This is a genomic window from Streptomyces sp. NPDC032822 (assembly GCF_055578825.1).
In genome coordinates, this window is sequence record NZ_JBVIOL010000004.1 from 193,360 (window position 1) to 213,530 (window position 20,171).

Sequence of the window (20,171 nt, forward strand, 5' to 3'; positions counted from 1 at the left end):
CGGCCACACCATCGAAATCCGGCCACGTCGCTACAGGGAGTGCTCCGGCGCGTTCGGTCCGTATTCGATCGCCGCGAATGCGTCACCGTCCCTGCGGTGGCCGGTTTCCGGTACAGGCCAAGGGGGCATCCACACCGTGGCGTGGGGCAAAGGAGGTCTCGGGGGTGGCGTTGGTGGTGGCACAAGAGGTGCCCGCGTCGTCGAGCATGGCCGTACCCCACGGCCCTGCGGGCGTGGGCAAGGCAAGGCACCGGATGCGCACTCAGCTGCGCAGCGGTGGCGTGTCGGAAACGGTCATCGACGACGCCGTGTTGATTCTTTCCGAACTCCTGAGCAATGCCTGCAAGCACGGCCGGCCGCTGGGCGACGCCCTGGCCGGTGACGGCGACGTCCGGGCCGCCTGGCAGGTGGACACGGGCGGCAGGCTCACGGTCGAGGTGACGGACGGCGGCGGGCCCACCCGCCCGGCTCCGGCCACGCCCTCGGTCACCGCACACGGCGGCCGCGGGCTGAACATCATCACCGCGCTGGCCGACGACTGGGGTGTACGGGACGACACCCGCGGCGAGGTCACGGTGTGGGTCGTCGTCCACGAGGACGTGCACGACCCGGACGCCGGCCACCCGGACGCCGGTCACTCGGACTCGGGTCACCGGCGCGACGGCTTCGCTACGCGCGTCGCGGCCCCGGCGGTCTCGGCGATGCCGGAGATGTCCGGTCTGAGTTTCGCGGACGCCTTCGACGACCGGGACTGAACGACCGCTCCCCGAAGGACACGGCGCGTTGTCCACAGGCGCACACACGGACCGCGTTGTCCACAGGCCCCGGTCGTTGACGGCACAACGGGCTAGGCTCGCGCCCGTACGAGACGAGCCGTAACCGGGAGACACCCACCATGGCCAAGAAGCGACCTCAGACGAAGGCCAAGCGGCCGCAGCTCAGCGACGGAGCCCGGGCCAAGAGCGCCGACGGGAGCGTTCCGGTCGTCGGTGCCCGAGAGCCCTGCCCCTGCGGCAGCGGCCGCCGCTACAAGGCCTGTCACGGCCGGGCCGCCCAGCACGCGGTGACCGAGCTGGTGCAGCGCCCCTTCGACGGGCTGCCGGGCGAGTGCGACTGGGTGGCGCTGCGCGAGCTGGTCCCCGCCGCCACGGTGGAGCTGACACTGAAGGGCGGCCTCCCCGAGGGCGTCCCGTCGGTCACGCTGGCCACGGTCCTGCCGATGGCCTGGCCGGCCCTGCGCCGCGACGACGGGGCGGTCCTGCTCGGCCTGCAGAACGACACGGCGTCGGGCGACATCAGCCGCGACCTCGCCGACACCCTCCAGCGCGCGCTCACCTCGGACCCGGGCACTCCGGTCCAGTCCCGCCGTGCCCCGTCGGACGGTCCGCGGCTGCAGGAACTGCTCGATCCCGAAGGCGCGTTCGAGCCAGTTGTGCATCCGGGCTTCGAGTTCTGGGTGCCGGACGCGGAGAACGCCACACCGGAGGTGACCGCCTCCCTGGAGCGGGCCAACGCCGCGGCGATCCCGACCGTGCGACTGACCGGCGTGGACGCCGCCTACTGGTGCGAGACGCCGGACAAGAACCACCTGCGCTGGGTGATGCCGCACCCGGAGGAGCAACTTCTGGACGCCCTCGCACGACTGCACGCGGCGGGCGGGTCGAACCTCGGTGAAAGCACCCGCCTCGTGGGTTCCTTCCGCGCTCACGGGCTCACCGTGCCGGTCTGGGACCTGCCGAGCGCGGTCACCGCGGAGGACATCGAGAAGCCGGCCGCCGAGTTCGCCGAGCGTCTCGCCGGCGCGCTGGCCACGGACGCGCCGCTCACCGGGGACGAGCGCCGCGCGCGCGGCGGACTGACCAACCGGCAGGTCACGCTGAGTTGACGAAGACCGTGCGGCTGACCGGTCGGTCAGCCGCACGGACGCTTCCGGAGCCGGTGACCCCGCTCACAACTCCCGCTCGACACAAGCCAGTCGATGTCCGAATAGCCGAGCACGACTCGGGATCGAATTTGCGAACAGCCGATCTCTTGTTACCGTTCGAGTAGCCCGGTTGCTGGTGCATCCCCCGTCGCCAGCAACCGGGTCTTTATCTGCCCGCCGCACCTGCACGCCGTGCCTTTACACACCGGCGTCGCGCGTCAACCGCCTGTAGCGGCACCGGAGTTGCTCCCGGACCTCAGCAACAGCGGCCCGTCGTCGGCCCGCCCCGCGAACTCCGCGACCGCCGTGTACCCGTCCAGGTGCCCGCGGGTCCGCTCCCGGGGTGTCTCGCAGGTTCCCGGCTCGTCCTCCGCGCCCACCCCGCAGTGCATCCGCACGGTGCGCCCTTCGGGACCCATCAGGCTCAGGACGGAGTCCAGCGCGTCGCCGGTCGCGTTGCGGTAGTAGGTGCGCGCCCAGGTCTCCTCACCCTGCGTCAGCACACAGGTCTGCGCCTCGATGCCGTCGGGGGAGGTGAGTTCGGGACCGCAGCGGGCGGCCGTGGCCAGACCGAGGCCCAGCAGGAGCGGGGAGCCGGTCGGTACGGCGGAGGGGGCCTTGGCGTCGCCGGGCGGCCCGGAAGGGCGTGGCGCACCGCTCTGGGAGGGATGTTCCGCGTCCCGCGCGGAAGAGCCGCGCACGGGAGTGTGCCCCTCGCCGCTCACCTGTTCCGCGGACGCCATGGCCAGCGGCAGCGCGACCGCGCATGCCACGACGCCCACGAGGGCGAACAGACGAACTCTTCGGGGGTCTGGGGGCCGTCCCCCAGAATGACGCTGCATAGACCGGAAGATAACGAGCCGGCGCGGGCGTCCGGTCCGCCCGCGCCCGACACCCCTACAACTCGGGTGCGCTCACACCCGTACGAGTGAGGGCCTCGACCACCGCGTCCACCACGGCCTCCACGTCGGGCACCCACGGAGAGGCCGAGCCGGGCAGCGGCGCGCGCTCCCAGCGGATCTCGCCGTGGCCCGTCTCCGAGGGCGGCAGGGCGAGATAGCCGCCCTCGCCGTGGAAGCGGAGCGAGCCGGGGACGTGGTCCTGGGCGTACAGCAGTTCGCCCAACTGCTCCATGGAGTACGGCTTCACGAGCAGCGCCCAGCGGGTGGGCGTGGCGACGACCGGGCCAAGACGCATGCCCTTGCGGTCGAGTACCGCGAGGGCGTGGGCGGCCGCGAGCGCCGGCAGGCTGACCGCGCAGGGCGCGCTCGCGCCGGTGGCCAGGACGATCGGCGCGGCGGGCCGGTTGGTCCACCACCAGCGCACCATGCGCTCGTCGGTGGTGGCCGCGAGGAGTCCGGGGTCGAAGGGGTGGGCACCGGGCACCGTGCACTCGGGGTCGGGGCACCCGCAGCGGGCGTGCCCCTGCGAGTCCAACGCCACACCCGGGAGTACGGGCCACTGCCATTGAGTCGCGAAGGTCAGGGCCGCGCTGATCAACTCAGGCCTTCCGTCACTGCGCTGGGACAGGAGCCTGCGTCGCTTTCCGAGGATCTCGCGCATGAGCGCTCGTTCCTTTCCGTTGCACCGCTGGCAACACCGAGGACCACATCACACCATGTGTCGATCACTTCACTGTGCGTACCTGTTGGCGCATCACACCCTTGTCCATGACAAGGGGAACCCCTATGGGTCGAACGTTGAGCTGCATCCGCGGCAGCCTCGCCCACACTGCGGTCTATCAAAAGCTTGGGCGTGGCGTAGGGGTGGCGAAGTCTGGCGTTTTGCTGTCGCGCGTATTTCTCTTCGCCTCCGCCACGGGAGGATGGGGCTCGGTCGTCGGTGGCTAAGACGCCCGGGTCCGTCGCCAGGTTCCGGGCAGTTCCCAACCACCCCTGGTCTTCACCGAGTACGTACCCATCACGACCGTTGTGACGCTCTGTGGAGCAAGGCCAGTCGACCGCAATAACCCGTTACCCGAGTCAGTTTTAGGCCAACTTTACCTTTTGGCAAGTGGGGCGCCGGTGACCCATGGACACCAGGAATCCCGGCAGGACAATGCTGGACATCCCCTTACGAGTGCGTGTACATGTGGAGACACCGCTGGCGGCGCAGAATGACATGGGGGTTTGCGATGCTTTTGAGCAATACGCACCGGTCGGAAAGCCGGACACCATGAACGCCCCTCACCCTCCGAAAGTGGCCGGAATCGATTCAACGGTTCCCTCGCCCGCACACACTGTCGCGCCCGCGCCCGGCGCCTCGGCAACCCCGGTGGTGCTCTCGCCGAACGCACCGGGCGCCCTGCTCCAGGACCGTCTCGCCGGCTGGGTCTCGGACCTCACGACCCTCCACGAACTCACAGAACGCCTGGCCCGCACGGACGCGCTGCCCGACGCGCTGCAGGAACTCCTGCGCGCCGGAGCCGCCTTGGTGGGCGCCCGCCGCGGACTCGTCGTCCTGGAACCGGGCGACGGACTCGGCCCCGACACCACCATCGGCCTCGGCCTCACCCGCGCCGACCTCGGGCACCTGGAGACCGTGCCGCGCGGTTCCCTCGCGTACGGCAGGATCCTCGACGGACTGCCGGGCGGGGACGCCGAGATCGCCGAGCCCGACCTCTTCGCCGAGGACGGCCTCGACCCCCGCCACCGCGAAGTGGCCGCCCGCCTCGGCTACGCCGCGAGCTACGCGCTGCCCCTGACCGTGCTCTCCGTGGGTGCGCCGACCGAGTGCGCCGCACGCCTCGGTGCCGCCGTATGGCTCTACGACGAGCCCGCCGAGCCCACCGAGCGCCAGCGCCACCTGGTCGGCCTGTACGCCCGGTACGCGGGCGAGCACCTGGCCCGGCTGCTCGAAGTCGAGCGCACGCGCGCGTGCATGGCGACGATCGCGGAGGAGCTGCTGCCGTCCCGGCTCCCCCGGGTCGCCGGAGTGCGGCTCGCCGCCCGGCACCGCACCGGCCCGCGCGGCGGCGGCGACTGGTACGACGCGCTGCCGCTGCCGGACGCCGCGCTCGGCCTCGCGGTGGGCTCGGTGACGGGCTCGGGGGCCAGCGCGATCGCCGCGATGGGACGCCTGAGAGCCTCGCTGCGGGCGTACGCCGTGATGGAGGGCGAGGACCCGGTCGCCGTCCTGTCCGACCTGGAACTGCTGCTCCGGCTCACCGAGCCGGCCCGCTCGGCCACCGCCCTGTTCGCCTACTGCGAGCCCGCGCTGCGCAAGATCACGCTGGCCGGTGCCGGGCACTGCCCGCCGCTGCTGGTCGGCGAGCGGCGCACCGAGTTCGTGGAGACCTCCGTGTCGGCCCCCCTCGGGATGCTCGCCTGCTGGGAGGCGCCGAGTGTGGAGTTCCAGGCGGAGGCGGGCGAGACGATCCTGCTCTACACCGACGGACTGCTGCACCGCACCGGCGACCCCACGGACCGTGCCTTCGCCCGGCTGCACGCGGCGGCGGCCGGCGTGCCCAAGGCGCTGCGGCACGACCCGGAGGCCATCGCCGACCACGTCCTGCGGACCGTGCTGCCGGACGGACGGGACGGGGCGGACTCCGAGGAGGACGTCGTGCTGCTCGCCGCTCACTTCGAGTGACCCTTCACCGATCAGGTCCTTCGGCCCTGGGCCCCGTTCCGTACGACCGTACGATGGACGGGGTCCAGTGCCGTATCTAGGAGGATGACCGTGGCCGACGAGCTCAATCCGGCAGTATCCGATTCTGCTGCTGACGCAGCCGGCCCGGAGGAGACCGAAGAGCCGATCAAGCAGCGGAAGAACGGCCTGTACCCGGGCGTTTCCGACGAGCTGGCCGAGAGCATGAAGTCCGGCTGGGCCGACACCGAGCTGCGTGACCTGGAGCCGATCGCGCAGGCCGCCGAGACCGCCGCCCGCCGCGCCGCGCTCTCCGCGCGCTTCCCGGGCGAGCGTCTGGTGATCCCCGCGGGCAACCTGAAGACCCGCTCGAACGACACCGAGTACGCCTTCCGGGCCTCCGTCGAGTACGCCTACCTCACCGGCAACCAGACGGAGGACGGCGTCCTCGTCCTGGAGCCGACCGCGGACGGCCACAGGGCGACGATCTACCTCCTGCCGCGCTCCGACCGCGAGAACGGCGAGTTCTGGCTCTCCGGCCAGGGCGAGCTGTGGGTCGGCCGCCGGCACTCCCTCACCGAGGCCGAGCAGCTGTACGGCATTCCCGCCGCCGACGTGCGCGAGCTGCCCGGCCTGCTGCGCGAGGCCACCGGTCCGGTGCGGGTCGTGCGCGGGTACGACGCCGCCGTCGAGGCCGCGCTGACCGACAAGGTCACCGCCGAGCGCGACGCGGAACTGCGGGTCTTCCTCTCCGAGGCGCGCCTGGTCAAGGACGCGTTCGAGATCGGCGAGCTGCAGAAGGCGGTCGACTCGACCGTCCGCGGCTTCGAGGACGTCGTCAAGGTCCTCCACAAGGCCGAGGTCACCTCGGAGCGGTACATCGAGGGCACGTTCTTCCTCCGCGCGCGTGTGGAGGGCAACGACGTCGGCTACGGCACCATCGCCGCGGCCGGTCCGCACGCCTGCACGCTGCACTGGGTGCGCAACGACGGACCCGTGCGCTCCGGCGACCTGCTGCTGCTCGACGCGGGCGTCGAGACGCACACGTACTACACCGCCGACATCACGCGCACGCTGCCCGTGGACGGGCGGTTCAGCGAGATCCAGAAGAAGATCTACGACGCCGTGTACGACGCCCAGGAGGCCGGCATCGCGGCGGTCCAGCCGGGCGGCAAGTACCGGGACTTCCACGACGCGGCGCAGCGGGTGCTGACCGAGCGGCTCGTGGCGTGGGGGCTCGTCGAAGGGCCGGTCGAGCGGGTGCTGGAGCTGGGTCTGCAGCGCCGGTGGACGCTGCACGGGACCGGGCACATGCTCGGCATGGACGTCCACGACTGCGCCGCCGCGCGGGTGGAGTCGTATGTCGACGGGGTGCTGGAGCCCGGTGTGGTGCTGACGGTGGAGCCGGGGCTGTACTTCCAGGCCGACGACCTCACCGTGCCGGAGGAGTACCGGGGGATCGGCGTGCGGATCGAGGACGACATCCTCGTGACGGAGGACGGGAACCGGAACCTGTCGGACGGGCTTCCTCGCCGGTCCGACGAGGTCGAGTCCTGGATGGCTTCGCTCAAGGGGTCCCAGGGCTGAGTCTCGACAGCGGGCACGCGGTGACCGGTCGCGCCCACGCGGCGGAGCCGCACAAGGCACAGTCCCGCGCCCCTGGCGGGGTTGGTGTGGACCTGCATGTAGAGGCGAGCCCTGCCGAAGGGCGTCGTGCCGGGCTCGAACGGGCCCTGCGCGACGCCGTGCGGGAAGGACGGCTGGCCCCCGGGGCCCGGCTGCCCGCCACCAGGCGGCTCGCGGGCGAGTTGGGGGTCTCCCGGGGGACCGTGAAGGCGGCGTACGACCAGCTCGTCGCCGAGGGCTATCTGACCGCGCTGCAGGGGTCGGGGACGCGGGTCGCCGCGCTGCCCCCCGTCGACACCGAACCGCCGGAGACGGCCGCCCGAGCGCGGGCGCCGCGTCTCGATCTGCGCCCGGGAAGCCCGGACGTGGGGACGTTCCCGGTGGCGGCCTGGCTGCGGGCGCTCAGGCGGGCCGTCGCGGCGGCGCCGACACAGGCGTACGAGTACGGCGATCCGCGCGGGCGGATCGAGCTGCGGACGGCGTTGTCGGAGTATCTGGGGCGGGCGCGCGGGGTGATCGCGCCGCCGGAGCGGATCGTGGTCGTCTCCGGGTATGTGCAGGGGCTCTCGCTGCTCACCCGGGTGCTGGAGGGCGCCACGGTCGCCATGGAGGACCCCGGGCTGCCCTTCCACCGTGAGGTGGTGCGGCGCGGCGGCGGCCGGGTGGTGCCGGTCCGGGTGGACGAACGGGGCGCCGTCGTGGCGGACCTGGCCGCCTCGGGGGACGTCTCGGCCGTCGTCGTCACGCCCGCGCACCAGTACCCGACCGGCGTGACCCTGCATCCGGAACGCCGACGGGCGCTGACCGACTGGGCACGCGCGCGTGGGGCGTTGATCGTCGAGGACGACTACGACGGGGAGTTCCGTTACGACCGGCAGCCCGTGGGCGCGCTCCAGGGGATGGCCCCCGGGCACGTGGCCTATCTGGGCACCGCCTCCAAGACGCTCGGGCCCGCGCTGCGGCTCGGCTGGATGGTGCTGCCGCCCGACCTGGTCGACGCGGTCGCCGACGCCAAGCTGCACAGCGACCACCACACCGAGTCCATCGGTCAGCTGGCGCTGGCGGAGCTGATCGGGAGCCACGCCTACGACCGTCATGTGCGGGCCTGCCGGCTGCGCTACCGGCGGCGCCGGGACCAGCTCCTGGAGCGGCTGGGAGCCGGTCGGCAGGTGCGGGGGATCGCGGCCGGACTGCACGCCCTGGTGGAGGTCGACGACGAGGCGCGGGCGCTGGCACGCGCCGAGGCGGCGGGGCTCGCCGTGGGACACCTGGGGGACCACTGGCACACACCGGGCGTCCAGGGACGGCCCCAGGGGCTGGTCGTGGGGTACGGGACGCCTCGGGAGCGGGTGTATCCGCAGGCGCTGGACGCGCTGGGGGAGGTTCTGGACCAGGTGCCGGACGGGTAGGCGCCGGGGAGGACGCCCGGAAGTGGGCCACTGAAAGGTGCGCCGATTGGGCCTTAATAAGGGTCCACCGCGCTTCTAGTGTCGTTCCCATGACGAACTCACTCGTCCCGCCCGCGGGTCCGCAACGCGTCCTGGCCCTCGCCCAGTTGACCAACTCCGTCGGTGACGGCGCCTACTACGTGACGTCGGCGCTCTACTTCACCCATGTCGTCGGGCTCGCCCCCGCGCGCGTGGGACTCGGACTGACCCTCGCGTGGGCGGTCGGGTCGCTCGTCGGGGTACCGCTCGGGCGGCTCGCGGACCGGCGCGGGGCGCGCGGCACGGCGGTGCTGCTGGCGCTGGCGACCGGGCTCGCGGTGGCGTCCTTCCTGGTCGTCCGGGACTTCGTGCCGTTCGTCCTGGCCGCCTGTGCCTACGCCTCGGCCCAGTCGGGGCTCGCCGCGGCCCGGCAGGCGCTGCTGGCGGGGCTGGTGCCGGCCGGGGAGCGGACCGGGCTGCTCGCGCATCTCCAGTCGACGCTCAACGCCGGTCTGGCGGCGGGTGCCGGGCTGGGCGGGCTCGCCCTGCACGCGGGGACGCAGGCCGCGTATCTGGGGGTGTTCGCGCTGGACGCGGTGGGTTTCCTGGTGTGTGCGGGGCTGTTGGCCCGGTTGCCCGCGGTGGCGCCGGCACCGGTCGTACGTGAGGGCCGCCGAGCGGCCGGCGTGCTGCGCGACCGCCCCTACGCCCTCCTCACGCTCCTCAACACCGTGCTCCTGCTGCGCATGCCGTTGCTCAGCCTCGGGCTGCCGCTGTGGATCGCGGAGCGCACGGACGCGCCGACGTGGCTGGTCTCCGCGCTGTTCGTGCTCAACACCGGGGCGGTGATGGTGTTCCAGGTGCGGATGGCGCGCGGCGTCACCGGGGCGGCGTCGGCCACGCGCGCGGTGCGGCGGTCGGGGTGGGTGATGCTGGCCGCGTGCGCGGTGTTCGCGCTGTCGGCGGGCGCGTCGCCGTGGGTGGCCGTCGGGGCGCTGGTCGTCGGGGCGGTGCTCCAGGTCGTCGCCGAGATGGGGCAGTCGGCGGGCTCCTGGCAGCTCTCCTTCGACCTGGCGCCGGCCGACCAGGTCGGCGAGTACCAGGGCTTCTTCGGCGCGGGCGTGACCGTGGCCCGCACTCTGGGCCCGCTGGTGCTGACCTCGCTGCTGCTCGGGTGGGGGACGACGGGCTGGCTGCTGCTGGGCGGGGCGACGCTGGTGGCGTCCTACGCGATGGGCCCGGCGACGCGCCGGGCCCTGGCCTCACGTGCTGCCCACGGCTCACCTGCTTCCCAGGGCGCCCGCCCCTCCCCGGGCTCCGGTGTCCGGCGGCCGGACGTCAGGCAGCCCGCGCCGGTGAACTGACCCGTACCGGAAGCGCGTCCAGGAACAGCGCCCCCGCCAGGAGGCCCGCGCTCCCCCGCGGGCTCCACGCGCGCGCGTGGAGATCCGCGTCGAGGGCGTACAGGGCCGCGCGGCCCGCGTCCGTCGCCGTACCGCCCGCCTCCAGGACCCCGCGGGCGCCCGCCTGGACGTGCCGCAGGCCGATCGGGCCCACCGCGTGCAGGAGTTCGGTGTCCTGGAGGGTGGACATCACGGTGAGCAGGGCGTCCAGCCGGGCGTCGTTCTCGTCGGCGCCGGCCGAGCGGGCGACGCCGAGGGCGTCCCACGCCCGCCGTACGTGCGGGAATCCGGCCCGTGCCTCGCCGCGCGCCCCGGCGGCGCCGTACTTCGCCGAGATCGACGAGCCGCGCGAGGGCCTGCGCGGGGCTTGCCGGTCGGGGTGCGCGGCGATCCGCTTGGCGGCCGCGGCCACGTCCTTCGCCCCGGCACGGGGATCGAGGGCGGCCGCGGCGACCAGCAGGCCGAGCGCCCACAGGGCGCCGCGGTGGCCGCCGCCGGCCAGGCCCACCGAGTGCTCGGTGCACCGGCCGATGGCGCCCAGTTCCGTACGGAGCTGGAGCGTGGGCTCGCCCGTGCGGCGGGCCGCGGCGGCCATCGCCGTCAGACCGGGCGCGAGCGCCTTGGCGGACCAGCGCAGGGCGCTGTGGTCCACCCGGGTCGTACGGGCGCCCAGATCGCGTGGGTCGGGCAGACCGGGCTTGGGAGCCAGCGCCAGCTGCCCGGTGAGCGCTTCCACGGCGGCCAGGGCCAGCGCGTCGTCCTCGCGGCTGTTCATCCGTTACGAGGACGCCGAGGCCGACGCGGAGGCGCTGTCGCTCGGCGGCGTGCCCGTGGGGCCGTCGCTCGGGGGCGTACCGCCACCGCCGCCGCCCGCACCGGTGTTCTCGGCGTCGGGGTCGACGCCGAGGGTGAGGAAGCCCTTGTAGCCCTTGGAGGGGTCCTTCTTGTGCACGGCCTTGAGGGTAATCAGTCCACTGGAGGCGCCGCCACCGTCGTACACCATGTCGTCGGCCAGTTCGGTGTAGCTGCCGGAGTGCTTCGCGTAGGGCTCCAGCGTGAAGATCTCCTCGGCGATGTCGTCGGCGAAGAACAGCTGGCCGGTGTAGTTGACCTTGCCGCCCTCGTAGGTGCCGTCCTCCTTCTCGCCGCCCATGTGCACCTTGAGGTGGATGTGGCAGGTACGCGGGGTGTACCAGCCCGGGAAGATCGTCTCGAACTTGACGACCCCGTTGGCGTTGGCGACCTGGTAACCGCGCAGGTAGGTGTTGTCGTTCGCGGTCGAGCCGTCCTCGCTCTCCGCGGGCGCGGAGCCGCCGGGGTTGGCGGTGGTGTAGCCGGAGTAGTAGCCCCAGGCGTCGCAGTGCCAGATCTCCACGGCGGCGCCGGGCACCGGGGTGCAGCCGTCGGTGGCGTCGACCACGGTCAGACGCAGGGTCAGCGGAACACCGCTCTTGCCCTCGGTGATGTCCTTCCGCACCAGGGCGCCGTCCAGGTAGTACGGCCCCTCGGTGACGCTCGACATCAGCGTCATGCACGCGCCACCGGTGGAGGTCGCCGAAGCGGTGGCGGTGGACTCGGCGGTGGTCGTCGCGTCGTCGGCGAAGGCCGACTGGTACCCGGCCACGGCGAGGCCGCCGGCGGCGACCGTGCCGCCGGTCACCACGAGGGCGCGGCGCCGGGTGATCGAGGTGTCTTCGTGGTTTCCCGTCATGTCCATGAACCTAGGGACGGCGTCCGTCAGGAACCTGAGCCGTCGCTGTGCGCAAGCTGAGAATGTGGGCGGCGAATCCTCGGGTACGTCCGGGCCGTTGGCGCCCCCGCCCGTGCACGCCCCCTGCACGCCCCACACACCCCGTGCGGCCCTCCTCACGTCCCGAGGGCGCTACACAGCGATGAGCGGCGCGTCCTCCCGCCACTTGAGGATCTTGTCGAAGCTCACCACCGCACCCCGCCGGCCGGGCTTGTTGCCGATGTGCACATGGTCGGCGAGTTCCTGGATGAGACACAGTCCGCGGCCGTTCTCGTCCTCCACGGGCACCGCGCGGACCGCCGGCCGGGGCCGTACGCCGGGGAAACCGGGACCCGAGTCGGCGACCTCGATCCGGCACTTCTCGCCGTCGAGATAGGCGGTGACGCGATACGCCTGCGACGAGCCCCCGGTCCCGCCCTCGCCGCCCCCGCCGTGCTCCACGGCGTTCGCGCAGGCCTCGCTGAGGGCCAGGGAGAGGTCGTAGGAGATGTCGGGATCGACGCCCGCCGTCTCCATGGTGCCGAGCAGCAGCCGCCGGGCGAGCGGAACGCTCGCAGCCTCGCGGCGCAGATGGAGTGACCACCAGATGCTCATGCTCCAGCCTCCAGGCCGCGGCTCGACATACCGTTACGTATTGCCGCAAGGGCCCGGTTGTAAGCACGCAGTTGACGTGATGCCGCCCATACGGGGGATGTGCCGGGGGCAGCCACCGGTGTATGTGGGGCGCCTTGTGACAGAAGGTGACGTTCCGGCCGTACGTCATGTACGTCATCTTGTGGACCTGCCGTATGGCGGTCATAAGGCCAGTGCGATGATGAGCCCGCCATGACTGCCCCCCACCCCCGTACGGCGCGCTCCGGAGGCGATCTCCGGGTGCTGCGGGCCGCGGTGTTCGCCGCGGTCTGCGTCGTGCTGGCCGCGGCCGGTCACACCCTCGCCTCCTGCGCCACGGTTCCGCTGTGGACGCTGGGCGCGGGCTTCGCGGGGGCCGTCCTGGTCGTGGCGCCGCTCGCCGGACGCGAGCGTTCACTGCCGGGCATCGCCACGCTGCTCGCGCTCGGACAGACCGTGCTGCACGTGCTGTTCGGCCTGGGGCAGCACGGGACGACGGCCGTGACCACGGCGGTGGGCAGCGCCTCGACCACGGCCGTGACCACCGCCTCGACGGCTTCCTCGGTCTCCGACGCCTCGTTGGTCGCGCAGGCCGCGCGGCTCGTCTGCGGGGCCACCGCGGCGGCGATCAGCCCGGCGCAGGCGCAGCGGATCCTCGTGGACGCCCGGCTCCACCCGGGCGCGGCGACGAGCACGGCCGCGGACATGAGCTCCATGCACCACCCCGCGGACGCCCTGTCCGGCACCGCGGGCTCCTCCATGTCGCTGCTGCCGTCCCTGCCGATGCTGCTCGGGCACGTTCTCGCGGCCGTCGCCGCGGGCTGGCTGCTGCGCCGCGGGGACCTGGCCCTGCTGCGGCTGGCCGAGGTGTCCGCCCTGTCGGCGCACTCGGTCGCCGAGGGGGCGCTCGTACGATCCCTGCGCGGGGCGCTCGCGCTGGTGCGCGCCCTGCGTGCCGGGCTGCCGGGCGTGCCCACGGCAGCTCCGCGCATCCCGCGCACCTCCCGTCTCCCGCGTCCCGCACTCCGGACCACCGCACTCCAGCACACGGTGATCCGGCGCGGCCCGCCCGCCGACGCGCTGTCCCTCGCCGCCTGACGCGACGCGACCAGCACTCCACCGCCGTGCACCGGTGTGGAGGGGCCGCCGTCGCGCGGCACGCGCGCGTGCACGTCCTTTTCGCGAGTGATCGCCGAGACAAGTGATCGCTGACGCCTGCGCCCGCGTACCCCTCTTCATTGCCGGAACCATCACCGGACTCATCACCGGGTTCCCTACCGGAACCCCGGATACCTCACTCGGAGTGGAGTGCTCCCCATGAAGGCCTCTCGTCTCGCCGCCGCCGGCGCCGTCGCCGCCTCTGCCGTCGTCGTCCTGTCCTCGCCCGCGTTCGCGCACGTCAGCGTGCAGCCCGAGGGCACCGCCGCCAAGGGCGGTTACGCGGTCATCGACTTCAAGGTCCCCAACGAGCGCGACGACGCCTCGACCACCAAGCTCGAGGTCAACTTCCCCGCCGACCACCCGCTCGCCTCCGTGATGCCGGAGCCGATGGCCGGCTGGGACATCAAGGTCACCAAGTCCAAGCTCGACAAGCCCGTCGAGTCGCACGGCAAGCAGCTCACCGAGGCGGTCACCAAGGTCACCTGGACCGCCGACGGCAAGGGCGTGGAGCCCGGCTACTTCGAGAAGTTCCCCGTCTCCGTCGGCGCGCTCCCCGAGGACACCGACAAGCTGGTCTTCAAGGCGATCCAGACGTACTCCAACAAGGAGGTCGTGCGCTGGATCGAGGAGCAGGAGGACGGCGCGGAGGAGCCCGAGAACCCGGCGCCCGTGCTGGCGCTGTCCGCCGCCTCCGAGGACGGGCACCACGACTCGGCGGCCGGCTCCGAGGCCACCGCCGAAGCCTCCGCCGAGCCCGCCGCCGCGGAGACCGCCGCCCCCGCCGACAGCAGCGACACCACCGCCCGCGTCCTGGGCGTGGTCGGCATCGTCGTCGGCGTGGTGGGCGTGGCGTACGGCGTGCTCGCCGGACGCCGGCGTACCGACGCCTGAGGTCCGGACCGCCCGGCCGGGCGCCGGGGTTCGCACGCGCGGCACCGCCGTGCGACCCCGGTGCGGTCCGGCACCATCACATCTGGGACATTTTTCTATGCGCAAGAAGACGTTCGCCGCGGCGGCGCTGCTCGCCGCCGCCACCCTGACCCTCTCCGCGTGCGGCAGCGGTGACGACACCGGCTCGCCGGTCTCCGTGATCTCCGAGGAGCCCGGTTCCGACAAGGCAGCCACCGTCCTCGACCAGCCGTTCGAGAAGCCGGACCTGGTCCTCACCGACTCCCGGGGCGAGAAGTACGACCTCCGCAAGGAGACCGCGGGCAGGCCGACGCTGATCTACTTCGGCTACACGCACTGCCCCGACGTCTGCCCGCTGACCATGAACAACATCGCCGTCGCCATGAAGGCGCTGCCCAAGTCCGAACAGGACGAGCTGCGCGTGGTGTTCGTCACCACCGACCCGGACCGCGACACCCCGTCCGAGCTCGGCAAGTGGCTCAAGGGCATCGACAGCCGGTTCGTCGGCCTGACCGGTGACTTCGCCACCATCCAGGCGAGCGCCCGCACCCTCGGCATCTCCATCGAGCCGACACACAAGGACAAGAAGACCGGCAAGACCGTCTCCGTGCACGGCACCCAGGTGGTCGCCTTCTCCCCGAAGACCGACGCCGGGTACGTCCTGTACGGCGAGGACGCCACGGTCGACGACTACACCAAGGACCTCCCCCAGCTCGTCAAGGGAGCCAAGCCGTGAGGCCGAGGCAGCTGGCCGCGCCCGCCGCGCTGCTGACCGGCGCCCTGGTGCTGGCCGGCTGCGGCTCGGACTCCGGCGCCGACCTCTCCGTCTCCGGCGCCTACATGCCGCAGCCGGTCTCCGCCGACATGGCGGCCGGCTTCCTGACGATCGTCAACGACAGCGCCACGAAGGCCGAACTGACCTCGGTCACCAGCGATGTCGGCGAGGTCACCGTGCACGAGACGGTCGGCGGCGCGATGCGGGAGGTCGAGGACCTCGCCGTCCCCCCGCACGGTCAACTCGTGTTCAAAAGCGGCGGCAACCACCTGATGTTCGACAAGCTGAAGCACAAGCCCGAACAGGGCCAGACGGTCTCCGTGGAACTGCGCTTCGCCCAGGCCGACCCGGTCCTCGTGAAGATGCCGGTGAAGTCGGCGACGTACACCCCGAAGACCGGACACTGACGGAGGGACCCCCTTGACGCCGACCATCGCCCCCCGTGTCCGGACCCTGGTGCTGCTGCTCCTGGCCACGGCCGGGCTGCTCCTCGCCGGGGCCGTCCCGGCCTCCGCGCACGCCGCACTGACCGGCAGCGACCCCCAGCAGGGGGTGGTGGTCGACAAGGCTCCCACCCAGGTCTCGCTGACCTTCTCCGAGGCGGTCTCCCTGTCCGCGGACTCGCTGCGCGTGCTCGACCCCAAGGGCAAGGCCGTCCAGCGCGGCAAACCCTCCAACGTGACCGGCACGACGTACGCCGTCCAACTCCACAGCGGCCTGCCCGACGGCACCTACACCGTCACCTACCAGGTGGTGTCCGCGGACAGCCATCCCGTCGCCGGCGCCTACACCTTCTCCGTCGGCGCCCCCTCGGCCACCTCCGTCTCGGTCTCCGAGGAGACCGTGGGCGGCGGGGTCGTCGGCTGGCTGTACGGCTTCGGGCGGTACCTGTCGTACGCCGGCTTCGTCGTCCTGGTCGGCGGCGCGGCCTTCGTCCTCGCCTGTTGGCAGCGCGGCTCCGGTGTACGGCCCCTGCAGCGGCTCGTCGTCTCCGGCTGGCTCGCCCTCACCTCGGCCACCCTCCTGCTGCTGCTCCTGCGCGGCTCGTACACCAGCTCCGGCAAGGTCGGCGACGTCTTCGACCTCGACCTGCTCGGCCAGGTGCTCCAGACCAAGACGGGCGCGGCGCTGGTGTCCCGGCTGCTGCTGCTCGCCGCCGCCGCGCTGTTCATCGCCGTCCTCTTCGGGGCGTACGACAAGCGCGAGGAGGACGAGAAGCGGGACCTGACCTTCGGGCTCGCCGTCGGCGGGTTCGTCGTGTCCGCCGGGCTCGCCGCGAGCTGGGCGATGTCCGAGCACGCCTCGGTCGGGCTCCAGGCGGGTATCTCGATGCCGGTCGACGTCGTCCACCTGCTGGCCGTCGCGGCCTGGCTGGGCGGCCTCACCGCCCTGCTCGTCGCCCTGTACCGGGCGCCCGCGGAGTCGCCCGTCGACACGGCCGCCGTACGCCGCTTCTCGACCGTCGCCTTCGGCAGCGTCGTCGCGCTGGTGCTGACCGGGACCTACCAGTCCTGGCGCCAGCTCGGCTCCTGGACGGCGTTCACCGACACGCGCTACGGGCAGCTGCTGCTCGTCAAGATCGGGCTGGTGGCACTGCTCGTCGGCATCGCCTACATCTCGCGGCGGTGGACGGCACGGCTGGTGGACACCGTGGCCCAGGAGAGCGAGGACGCTCCGCGGAAGGAGCGCGTCGCCGCCGGGGGTGCCAAGAGCGCGGACGGTTCCAGGAGCACGGGTGGCGGCAAGAGCGCCGGTGGTTCCCAGCGGGACGCGCAACTCGCCCGGCAGCGGGCCGCGGTGGACGCGGCGCGGCAGAAGCGGGAGCGGGACGCCGACCCCCAGCGGTTCGGACTGCGCCGCTCGGTGCTCGCCGAGGCCGGGGTCGCCGTCGTACTGCTCGCCGTCACCACCGTGCTGACGCAGACCGAACCCGGCCGCACGGAGGAGGAGGCCAAGGCCGCCACCTCGTCCTCGTCGGCCTCCTCCGGCTCCGACGCGTCGGCCGGGGCGGTCACCCTGGCCATGTCGTTCGACACCGGCGGCGAGGACGGCAAGGGCGTCGTGACGGTGGATCTCGACCCCGCGCGCGTGGGCGCCAACGAGATGCACGTCTACGTCCAGCGCCCCAACGGGCGTGCCTTCGACCCCCCGGAGGTGAAGGTCGCCTTCACTCTGGAGTCCAAGGACATCGGGCCGCTGCCCGTCGTCCCCGACCACGTCACCACCGGGCACTGGGCGGCGAACGGAGTACAGATCCCCATGGCGGGCGACTGGAAGGTCGCGGTCACCGTGCGGACCTCCGACATCGACCAGACGACCGTCTCCAAGAACGCGCAGATCGGCTGAACGACACCATGCCTGACCAGTCCATTCCGGAGGCCCGCACTCCTGATGCGCCTCCGGAGGAGGCCGCCTCCCACCAGGGCTCCTCTTTGGAGGGCCTCTCCCGGCGGAAGCTGCTGAGCACCGCGGGCGCCACCGGGCTCGTCCTCGGCGCGGCCGGCGGCGCGGTGGGATACACGGCCCGCCCGGCCGAGGCCACCCCGCTCACCTCCGTGGGCGCCGGCCGGGTGATGTTTCACGGGAAACACCAGCCCGGCATCACCGAGGGCCTCCAGGCCGTCGGCCATCTCGTCGCCTTCGACCTCGCGGCCGGGGCAGGCCGCAAGGAGGCCGTCGCGCTGCTGCGCCGCTGGTCTGGGACGGCCGGGCGGCTGATGGCGGGCGAGGCGGCGACGCAGGACGACACGGACGTGGCCCGGGACGCCGGCCCCTCCACCCTGACCGTCACCTTCGGCTTCGGCCACAGCTTCTTCGCCCGCACCGGGCTGGAGAAGCAACGCCCCGCCGCCCTGGATCCGCTGCCCGACTTCTCCTCCGACCAGCTCGACAAGAAGCGCAGCGACGGCGACCTGTGGGTGCAGATCGGCGCCAACGACGCGCTGGTCGCCTTCCACGCCCTGCGCGCGATCCAGAAGGACGCCGGCGCCGGCGCCGCCGCCCGCCTCCGCTGGCAGATGAACGGCTTCAACCGCTCGCCGGGCGCCACCTCCCATCCCATGACGGCGCGCAACCTCATGGGACAGATGGACGGCACCCGCAATCCCAAGCCGAGCGAGTCCGACTTCGACCGGCGGATCTTCGTACCGGCCTCCGGCTCGGCCGACGCGTCCTGGATGGCGAACGGCTCCTACGCCGTCGTACGCCGTATCCGCATGCTCCTCGACGACTGGGAGGCGCTCTCGGTCAAGGCCCAGGAGGACGTCGTCGGGCGCCGCAAGTCCGACGGGGCGGCACTGTCCGGGGGCACCGAGACCACCGACATGGACCTGGAGAAGACCGACGCCCAGGGCGACCTCGTCGTCCCGATCAACGCCCATGCCCGCATCACCCGCCCCGACCAGAACGGGGGCGCGGCGATCCTCAGGCGGCCCTTCTCCTACCACGACGGCTTCGACGGCGACGGGGTCCCCGACGCCGGGCTCCTCTTCGTCTGCTGGCAGGCCGACCCCGTGCGCGGCTTCGTGCCGGTGCAGCGCAAGCTCGACCGGGGCGACGCCCTGTCCCGGTTCATCCGCCACGAGGCGAGCGGCCTGTTCGCGGTGCCCGGCGGGGCGGCGGAGGGGGAGTACGTGGGGCAGCGGCTGCTGGAGGGCTGAGGTCACGCAGGTTCACTCACGCGAGGGGCAGTGCCAGGACGCGTGTCCCGGGTTCCGCAAGGCCCATTAGGGTGAGGCCATGCCAGCGAGCTATGCGTATCTCGGCCCTGAGGGCACCTTCACCGAAGTCGCCCTGCGCACGCTTCCCGAGGCGGCCACCCGTGAGCTGATCCCTTACGTGTCCGTGCAGTCCGCGCTCGACGCGGTGCGCACCGGGGAGGCCGAGGCCGCGTTCGTGCCGATCGAGAACTCCGTCGAGGGCGGGATCACCACGACCCTCGACGAACTGGTCGCGGGCGCGCCCCTGATGATCTACCGCGAGGTACTGCTGTCGATCACCTTCGCGCTGCTGGTCCGGCCCGGCACCGGGCTCTCGGACATCAAGACGGTCTCCGCGCATCCGGCCGCCCAGCCCCAGGTGCGCAACTGGCTCAAGAAGAACCTCCCGGACGTCCACTGGGAGTCGGCCGCCTCGAACGCGGACGCCGCCCGCCTGGTCCAGGAGGGGCAGTACGACGCCGCCTTCGCGGGCGAGTTCGCCGCCGCCCGGTACGGTCTGACGGCCCTGGAGACCGAGATCCACGACGCGGAGAACGCCCAGACGCGGTTCGTGCTGGTCGGCCGGCCCGCCCGGCCCGCGGCACCGACCGGCGCGGACAAGACGTCCGTCGTGCTCTGGCAGCGCGACGACCATCCCGGCGGTCTGCGCGACCTGCTCGGCGAGTTCGCCGGCCGGGGCATCAACCTGATGCTGCTGCAGTCCCGGCCCACCGGAGCGGGCATCGGCAACTACTGCTTCTGCATCGACGCCGAGGGCCACATCTCCGACCGCCGGGTCGCCGAGGCCCTGACCGGGCTCAAGCGGATCTGCCTCCAGGTGCGCTTCCTCGGCTCGTACCCGCGTGCGGACGTGGACGTGGCGGACGTACGTCCTACGTACCCGGGCACCTCGGACGCGGAGTTCGTGTCGGCGGCGGACTGGGTGGCGCGATGCCAGGACGGACGTTTCTAGGGCGTTTCCAGCCGCTCCTACCTGCATATTTTCGTTATCCACAGGAGTTGTCCACAGGCGAGCTTCTCGACCTGGGGACAAGTCGACAACGAACCGCCACTCAGTCGACAAATCGCCCTCTGGGCCACAAGTTCGTCCACAGTCCCGTAGGTCACCCTTCGTCCACCTGTTTCCCTTGCGCCATCCTTTGGAGCGACCCATTTCCACCCGAAAGTGGGTGTGATGCCGGTTTGGGAGGGGAATTCATCGCCTCGTGGACCCGGCCGGGAATGATCGCCTCCGCCATCCACAGATCTTTCGCACAGCCTGTGGATAACTTTTCGGC

General features: G+C 72.3%; 18 protein-coding genes. 13 read left to right on the top strand and 5 right to left on the bottom strand.

The window, feature by feature from the left end:
- Window positions 1-77: 77 nt before the first annotated feature.
- Together ACZ5VD_RS13380 and ACZ5VD_RS13385 are read left to right on the top strand one after the other, a co-directional pair.
- Window positions 78-755 carry an ATP-binding protein gene (locus ACZ5VD_RS13380; protein WP_468550140.1) on the top strand — a complete coding sequence of 226 codons (678 nt, stop codon included), beginning with the start codon at window positions 78-80 and terminating at the stop codon, window positions 753-755.
- A gap of 140 nt (window positions 756-895) precedes the next feature.
- The gene (locus ACZ5VD_RS13385; protein WP_468682280.1) at window positions 896-1,885 is read left to right on the top strand and encodes a DUF5926 family protein; all 990 of its coding nucleotides are present in this window, start codon (window positions 896-898) and stop codon (window positions 1,883-1,885) included.
- Between the two features lie 257 nt (window positions 1,886-2,142).
- On the opposite strand, the gene ACZ5VD_RS13390 is transcribed toward ACZ5VD_RS13385, so the two are convergent.
- Both ACZ5VD_RS13390 and ACZ5VD_RS13395 read right to left on the bottom strand, forming a co-directional pair.
- On the bottom strand, window positions 2,143-2,766 hold the full coding sequence (locus tag ACZ5VD_RS13390; protein WP_468682281.1) for a hypothetical protein: 624 nt from the start codon (window positions 2,764-2,766) through the stop codon (window positions 2,143-2,145).
- 55 nt (window positions 2,767-2,821) lie between these two features.
- Complete coding sequence (locus ACZ5VD_RS13395; protein WP_468550137.1) at window positions 2,822-3,487, bottom strand: bifunctional DNA primase/polymerase; 666 nt, start codon at window positions 3,485-3,487, stop codon at window positions 2,822-2,824.
- 495 nt (window positions 3,488-3,982) lie between these two features.
- Here ACZ5VD_RS13395 and ACZ5VD_RS13400 point away from each other — a divergent pair, with 495 nt between their 5' ends.
- The 4 genes from ACZ5VD_RS13400 to ACZ5VD_RS13415 all read left to right on the top strand — a co-directional run bounded on the left by ACZ5VD_RS13400 (window position 3,983) and on the right by ACZ5VD_RS13415 (window position 9,929).
- Window positions 3,983-5,515 (top strand): PP2C family protein-serine/threonine phosphatase, encoded by a 1,533-nt coding sequence (locus tag ACZ5VD_RS13400; protein ID WP_468550325.1) that lies wholly within the window; start codon window positions 3,983-3,985, stop codon window positions 5,513-5,515.
- A gap of 84 nt (window positions 5,516-5,599) precedes the next feature.
- On the top strand, window positions 5,600-7,099 hold the full coding sequence (locus ACZ5VD_RS13405) for an aminopeptidase P family protein (RefSeq protein ID WP_468682282.1): 1,500 nt from the start codon (window positions 5,600-5,602) through the stop codon (window positions 7,097-7,099).
- A gap of 86 nt (window positions 7,100-7,185) precedes the next feature.
- Complete coding sequence (gene pdxR, locus ACZ5VD_RS13410) at window positions 7,186-8,547, top strand: MocR-like pyridoxine biosynthesis transcription factor PdxR (RefSeq protein ID WP_468682283.1); 1,362 nt, start codon at window positions 7,186-7,188, stop codon at window positions 8,545-8,547.
- 89 nt (window positions 8,548-8,636) lie between these two features.
- Window positions 8,637-9,929 (top strand): MFS transporter, encoded by a 1,293-nt coding sequence (locus tag ACZ5VD_RS13415; RefSeq protein WP_468682284.1) that lies wholly within the window; start codon window positions 8,637-8,639, stop codon window positions 9,927-9,929.
- Here ACZ5VD_RS13415 and ACZ5VD_RS13420 read toward each other — a convergent pair.
- From ACZ5VD_RS13420 to ACZ5VD_RS13430, 3 genes are all read right to left on the bottom strand, one after another.
- Window positions 9,904-10,743, bottom strand: coding sequence for a triphosphoribosyl-dephospho-CoA synthase (locus ACZ5VD_RS13420; RefSeq protein WP_468682285.1), 840 nt, complete (start codon window positions 10,741-10,743; stop codon window positions 9,904-9,906). The two genes, ACZ5VD_RS13415 and ACZ5VD_RS13420, sit on opposite strands and share 26 nt — an antisense overlap.
- 3 nt (window positions 10,744-10,746) lie before the next feature.
- Complete coding sequence (locus ACZ5VD_RS13425; RefSeq protein ID WP_468682286.1) at window positions 10,747-11,679, bottom strand: intradiol ring-cleavage dioxygenase; 933 nt, start codon at window positions 11,677-11,679, stop codon at window positions 10,747-10,749.
- Between the two features lie 171 nt (window positions 11,680-11,850).
- Window positions 11,851-12,312: an ATP-binding protein gene (locus ACZ5VD_RS13430; protein ID WP_468550131.1), complete on the bottom strand. Its 462-nt coding sequence runs from the start codon at window positions 12,310-12,312 to the stop codon at window positions 11,851-11,853.
- 231 nt (window positions 12,313-12,543) lie between these two features.
- On the opposite strand from ACZ5VD_RS13430, the gene ACZ5VD_RS13435 reads away from it, so the two are divergent.
- From ACZ5VD_RS13435 to pheA, 7 genes are all read left to right on the top strand, one after another.
- Complete coding sequence (locus ACZ5VD_RS13435; protein WP_468682287.1) at window positions 12,544-13,428, top strand: hypothetical protein; 885 nt, start codon at window positions 12,544-12,546, stop codon at window positions 13,426-13,428.
- A 219-nt stretch (window positions 13,429-13,647) separates the two neighbouring features.
- Entirely contained in the window at window positions 13,648-14,382 is a 735-nt protein-coding gene (locus tag ACZ5VD_RS13440) for a YcnI family copper-binding membrane protein (RefSeq protein ID WP_468682288.1), read from the top strand.
- Window positions 14,383-14,479: 97 nt separating this feature from the next.
- Entirely contained in the window at window positions 14,480-15,136 is a 657-nt protein-coding gene (locus tag ACZ5VD_RS13445; RefSeq protein WP_468550128.1) for an SCO family protein, read from the top strand.
- Window positions 15,133-15,582, top strand: coding sequence for a copper chaperone PCu(A)C (locus ACZ5VD_RS13450; protein WP_468682289.1), 450 nt, complete (start codon window positions 15,133-15,135; stop codon window positions 15,580-15,582). Before ACZ5VD_RS13445 ends, ACZ5VD_RS13450 begins: the two co-directional genes overlap by 4 nt.
- 13 nt (window positions 15,583-15,595) lie before the next feature.
- Entirely contained in the window at window positions 15,596-17,521 is a 1,926-nt protein-coding gene (locus tag ACZ5VD_RS13455; RefSeq protein ID WP_468550126.1) for a copper resistance CopC/CopD family protein, read from the top strand.
- A gap of 8 nt (window positions 17,522-17,529) precedes the next feature.
- On the top strand, window positions 17,530-18,834 hold the full coding sequence (efeB, locus tag ACZ5VD_RS13460) for an iron uptake transporter deferrochelatase/peroxidase subunit (protein ID WP_468682290.1): 1,305 nt from the start codon (window positions 17,530-17,532) through the stop codon (window positions 18,832-18,834).
- A gap of 79 nt (window positions 18,835-18,913) precedes the next feature.
- Window positions 18,914-19,846 carry a prephenate dehydratase gene (gene pheA / locus ACZ5VD_RS13465; protein WP_468550124.1) on the top strand — a complete coding sequence of 311 codons (933 nt, stop codon included), beginning with the start codon at window positions 18,914-18,916 and terminating at the stop codon, window positions 19,844-19,846.
- Window positions 19,847-20,171 lie beyond the last annotated feature (325 nt).

Excerpts from the sequence above, each read along its gene's own strand:
- ACZ5VD_RS13380 (WP_468550140.1), top strand. The coding sequence starts at position 78 with ATGCGTCACCGTCCCTGCGGTGGCCGGTTTCCGGTACAGGCCAAGGGG.
- ACZ5VD_RS13385 (WP_468682280.1), top strand. The coding sequence starts at position 896 with ATGGCCAAGAAGCGACCTCAGACGAAGGCCAAGCGGCCGCAGCTCAGC.
- ACZ5VD_RS13390 (WP_468682281.1), bottom strand. The coding sequence starts at position 2,766 with ATGCAGCGTCATTCTGGGGGACGGCCCCCAGACCCCCGAAGAGTTCGT.
- ACZ5VD_RS13395 (WP_468550137.1), bottom strand. The coding sequence starts at position 3,487 with ATGCGCGAGATCCTCGGAAAGCGACGCAGGCTCCTGTCCCAGCGCAGT.
- ACZ5VD_RS13400 (WP_468550325.1), top strand. The coding sequence starts at position 3,983 with ATGCTGGACATCCCCTTACGAGTGCGTGTACATGTGGAGACACCGCTG.
- ACZ5VD_RS13405 (WP_468682282.1), top strand. The coding sequence starts at position 5,600 with ATGACCGTGGCCGACGAGCTCAATCCGGCAGTATCCGATTCTGCTGCT.
- ACZ5VD_RS13415 (WP_468682284.1), top strand. The coding sequence starts at position 8,637 with ATGACGAACTCACTCGTCCCGCCCGCGGGTCCGCAACGCGTCCTGGCC.
- ACZ5VD_RS13420 (WP_468682285.1), bottom strand. The coding sequence starts at position 10,743 with ATGAACAGCCGCGAGGACGACGCGCTGGCCCTGGCCGCCGTGGAAGCG.
- ACZ5VD_RS13425 (WP_468682286.1), bottom strand. The coding sequence starts at position 11,679 with ATGACGGGAAACCACGAAGACACCTCGATCACCCGGCGCCGCGCCCTC.
- ACZ5VD_RS13430 (WP_468550131.1), bottom strand. The coding sequence starts at position 12,312 with ATGAGCATCTGGTGGTCACTCCATCTGCGCCGCGAGGCTGCGAGCGTT.
- ACZ5VD_RS13435 (WP_468682287.1), top strand. The coding sequence starts at position 12,544 with ATGACTGCCCCCCACCCCCGTACGGCGCGCTCCGGAGGCGATCTCCGG.
- ACZ5VD_RS13440 (WP_468682288.1), top strand. The coding sequence starts at position 13,648 with ATGAAGGCCTCTCGTCTCGCCGCCGCCGGCGCCGTCGCCGCCTCTGCC.
- ACZ5VD_RS13445 (WP_468550128.1), top strand. The coding sequence starts at position 14,480 with ATGCGCAAGAAGACGTTCGCCGCGGCGGCGCTGCTCGCCGCCGCCACC.
- efeB (WP_468682290.1), top strand. The coding sequence starts at position 17,530 with ATGCCTGACCAGTCCATTCCGGAGGCCCGCACTCCTGATGCGCCTCCG.
- pheA (WP_468550124.1), top strand. The coding sequence starts at position 18,914 with ATGCCAGCGAGCTATGCGTATCTCGGCCCTGAGGGCACCTTCACCGAA.